The organism is Yersinia sp. 1252 StPb PI (genome assembly GCF_048593885.1).
In the GTDB taxonomy this organism is placed as follows: Bacteria; Pseudomonadota; Gammaproteobacteria; order Enterobacterales; family Enterobacteriaceae; genus Yersinia; species Yersinia enterocolitica_E.
The window spans coordinates 1-4,112 of record NZ_JAZGQE010000273.1 but is presented as its reverse complement, the minus strand read 5'-3'; the positions used below and the strand labels follow the sequence as shown (position 1 = coordinate 4,112).

Sequence of the window (4,112 nt, the reverse complement as noted above, 5' to 3'; positions counted from 1 at the left end):
CTTAAAACAGAGGTTTACATTGTGACAAAGGATGTAGAAATTGTTAAAGCACGGCATCCGTTAGATAAGCAGCATATCAAACTGACTTATGTAACTCATTTTTACTGCAATCAGGGAAATATGGATTCTGTTGAATCTTTGTTGAAGGAATATGAATCTTACCCTGATGATATTAAAGATGCAGTGGAGTTTGTCATCGTCGATGATTGCTCGCCATTAGAGTATGACGTAAAAGATTATGATTTGAATTTCACGTGGTTAAGAATAACCACTGATATTCAGTGGAATCAGGCTGGCTCTCGGAATCTGGGGGTGACATACGCGAAGTCAGACAAGATTATCATTACTGATTTAGATTGCTTGCTGCCGGCAGAAACCCTGCGTTATTTGGTGAATGCCCGTAACCCTGGCCGTTCCCTGTATCGTATCTACCGCACAGATGAAAAAACAGGTAAAGCCTATCGTGGCCATCCTAACCTGTTCTTCATGTCCAGAGCACGGTTCTTTAGGTTGTATGGGTATGATGAAGAGTTCGCTGGCCATTATGGCTCGGAGGATTATCGGTTTGTGAAGTTCCATAAAGATCATGGTAGCACACCACGTTATCTGCCTAAGCAGTACCGATGCATTGAGCGTAATGTAGATAGGAAGAAAAGCTACCATTCTCTGGATCGTGATTTGACTCATAACGCCCCGATTGATGACCGGAAGAAGAGTGAAATTGCACGGTTTGGTGCAGAATATGGCCATAGCCGAATATTCCTTAACTTTAACTGGGAAATTAAAAAAGTGCATTCACGTGTGCCGACGGTGCCTGAACGCAAGCTTTGGTGGCGACCATTATGGTGGTTCCGTTACTTGTTTAGACCACTGGCAGCATAACGGCACTCACCACAAATATTGCCATAGCTAGCGGTTATCTGATGGTTGGTTATGGCGTAAATTGGGGCTGCTATCCTTTGCGAAAAGGTATCTGATAGCCTCAACTGATTATCAATTCGAAGTGAGTGACTTATGATTTCTCCGGTTTCTACTTCTTTGCCCGGCTCTGCGCCAGTGCATCGATATGTTGGCATGTTTTCCTGTGCTACGGCATTCCTGTTAGGTATTGGTCTACCCACTTCTAATTTCATAATGAATTTGTCGATGGTGTTAGCTGTCATCTGTTTGCTGCTGAACCGCGATACTCGCTATGTGAAAACGTTGGCAAAGAATCCGTTGATTTGGTTGCCTGCCATTATGTTCATGCTGCTGGCACTGTCGTTGCTCTGGCAGCATAACCTATACGGCAAAGTGATGGTCAGCAAGTACTCCAAATTACTGTATATCTTACCGTTAGCGATGTTCTTTGTGCTGTCACGTTCATTGGCTGGCTATTTTGCCAAAGGTTTTTTACTGGCAAATGCCGTTATCCTGGCAGCCAGCCTGTGGGTTGGCCTTCTCCATCTGCCGTTGGGGCATATTGATCCACTGAATCCCTCTGTGTTTAAACTGCAAATCACACATAATTTCTTTATGGCTCTGGCTGCCGTTATCTGGCTTGCTCTGGCTTTTAGAAGCCAAGGATGGAAGCGTTGGGGTTATGGTCTGTTGGTGTGTTTGGCTATCTATAACATTGTGTTTATGGTGCAAGGCCGCACCGGCTATGTTGCATTGGCCGCGGCATTTGGCCTGTGGGGGTTACTGTCACTGTCAATCCGCCAACGCTTGGCGATGGCCGTTTGCGCATTTATCGTCGCGGCCATTGTACTTATGGTGCCTAACCGGGCGGTAGATCGGTTGCAGCAGGGCGTTACTGAGGTTAAAACCTGTCTGGCCGTCTCGAATGGTGATGCTAATGTTTCCTGTGACAGCTCGATGGGGCTACGTACCGCATTTATGCTCGCCTCAGTGAAGTTGATTGAGGATGCGCCGGTATTGGGGCATGGGGCCGGGGGTTTTTGGTATCCGAATCCGCAAATTGGTTATAGCATCAATCCACATAATGAATATCTGATGCAGACAGTTCAGTCGGGATTGATCGGGTTAGCCTTATTCCTGGGATGGATGTGGTGCTATTTCCGCTCCGCATGGCGTTTATCTGCTCAGGTTAGAAATGTGCTGATTGCATTACTTGGTGCCTATTTGGCTTGCCACTTGTTTAATTCCTTCTTACTCGACTCTTCAGAAGGGCATCTGTTTATTATTCTTACGGCGATAGTTGCCAGTTATTCAGTTCTGCCGCCGAAAGAGCAAAATGAAATCAGTAGTCAATAAAGTTGGCTGTGAAATAAATAGGACAGGTGCCCGATGTGGCACCTGTTCTTTATCTGTTTATTCCGGTGTTGCCGTGGCTGAAGTGATGCCTAAACTGTTGTATCCCTCTTTAAAACCAAATACCTCTAAAAACTCATAAACTATTGAATACATATGGTATGGTGAGAAAAACAACCAGGCAAAAAGTGATAATAAAACCATAATGGCAACTAGCAAGAATTTATCCAGCAGCACTCTTCCTCCTTGTATTTTTTGGCTTCATAAACCTTGCCGAATTGATCTTTTAGGTCGAATACGCAAAGTACAATAACGATAACGTAAAACCATATAAAAATCATGGACAGAGTGAGCGAAAATGACTTTTTAGTCACTAGATCACCCAATTCTATGCAATATATTATTTCCCTCACCTTTGCTTTAGCACAGGTCTGTACAGTCGCCATGATAGCGATGCTCCAGTAGATGCTTCAGCCAATGATGCAGAAAATACGGTGCTCAGATGGGAGATATCAGTAGTAAGGACGACAGTGCTACTGTATATGCGGGTAATCAGGTTAATCGCCTGACGCGATACCACCGTGTGACCTTAATGGGTCATGTTGTCGTTTTAATTGGTTGATTATCATGTTATTGCCATTGTTGAACAACCGGCACGACCCTGAGGATGAACCAATAAAAAGCCCTCAATGATGAGGGCTATAGATTAACGGTTGGCTTTATCATCAGCCTCATCGAGCAGGCCTTTGGCTATTTTGCTGGCATCCAGATAACGTGCTGAGTGTAAGATGCCGTTAAGCGTCTCTCGGACACTGGCCAGGAACTGATCGTTATCTGACTCATTAGCACATTCAACCATTAACGCGACAAGCAAAGCTTCATGGGCGATCAGATGATCTTCACCAGGTAAGTTTGCATCAGTTTCACCTTTGTGAGCGCGGACAGATGTTTGATTAAGTGATGACATAAAACTCCTTATTTAATAATTGAGTAACTCCCTGACTACTATAGCGGGATTTCTATTTATTGCTATCGTATAAAAATACAGGTGAAATTTATCCACCTGCATAGTGAGATTGGCTAAATTAGATGAAGCCTAATTATTTATTGACCAAAGTCGACATCACATGCTTGATAAAACGCATTGCCTGAGTCTGCAACAATCCATGCCAGAATAATGACGTGATGGCCTTTTTTACCTTTAGGTAAATGAACCTTATGCTCGATTTTAGCCACTAACTTATCGTTGTGCGAGTAATAAGGAACATAAGGATAGATATCCTCATAAAACGGTGCTGGCTCTAATTGAGCCCGTGTAATACGTTCTGCTGGGTTCCAATCATCTTTGGTAATAAACCAACGATAACCACGAGTAACATGAGCAACAGTGTAGGCCCAATATATATCAAGGTCACTGCCTGGGTTAACCACGATAGTTGGCCAGGTAAAGTTATCATTAGGGTGACCGATAGACCGTAGCTTGTGTTGCATTTCTTTATCGGTGAAATTCACCACCTCTCGATTACCGCGGTGACCACCACTGAGAATAAGGCCATCAGGAGGTGGTGGGTTGCTCCAACTATCCATTTCGTAAGGGGGGGCGAAAGAACCGCCTGTCAAATCAGGGAAGTTTTTTCCTCCTTCCATTTCATTATTTTCCCATTCAGCAATCAATCCTAAATCAGTTGCTACCAAGCCTCGTGTTTGAGGATCAGTGACCCGGCCATGCCGAAGTTGTAATTTATTGTTACTCATGATTTTTACCTCGATAGTTAAGTGTTTATTTCGATTTTTATGCAACAATAGATAAGTATTAATTGGTAATATTGCAGTTTGATATTTTGTAAATAACCTTATTC

The 4,112-nt window shown here is 43.5% G+C and carries 5 protein-coding genes; 2 read left to right on the top strand and 3 right to left on the bottom strand.

Translation table 11 applies throughout. The annotated features are described in order from the left end of the window. Window positions 1-21: 21 nt before the first annotated feature. The gene (locus tag V2A85_RS22410; protein ID WP_420072408.1) at window positions 22-882 is read left to right on the top strand and encodes a glycosyltransferase family A protein; all 861 of its coding nucleotides are present in this window, start codon (window positions 22-24) and stop codon (window positions 880-882) included. Between the two features lie 132 nt (window positions 883-1,014). Next, window positions 1,015-2,256 carry an O-antigen ligase family protein gene (locus V2A85_RS22405; RefSeq protein WP_420072407.1) on the top strand — a complete coding sequence of 414 codons (1,242 nt, stop codon included), beginning with the start codon at window positions 1,015-1,017 and terminating at the stop codon, window positions 2,254-2,256. 57 nt (window positions 2,257-2,313) lie between these two features. On the opposite strand, the gene V2A85_RS22400 is transcribed toward V2A85_RS22405, so the two are convergent. From V2A85_RS22400 to V2A85_RS22390, 3 genes are all read right to left on the bottom strand, one after another. Next, on the bottom strand, window positions 2,314-2,490 hold the full coding sequence (locus V2A85_RS22400) for a hypothetical protein (RefSeq protein ID WP_372559241.1): 177 nt from the start codon (window positions 2,488-2,490) through the stop codon (window positions 2,314-2,316). Between the two features lie 469 nt (window positions 2,491-2,959). Next, complete coding sequence (locus V2A85_RS22395) at window positions 2,960-3,220, bottom strand: hypothetical protein (protein ID WP_372559240.1); 261 nt, start codon at window positions 3,218-3,220, stop codon at window positions 2,960-2,962. A gap of 137 nt (window positions 3,221-3,357) precedes the next feature. Then, window positions 3,358-4,112: lytic polysaccharide monooxygenase auxiliary activity family 9 protein (locus tag V2A85_RS22390; protein WP_420072406.1), on the bottom strand; the 755-nt coding region annotated here is incomplete at its 5' end.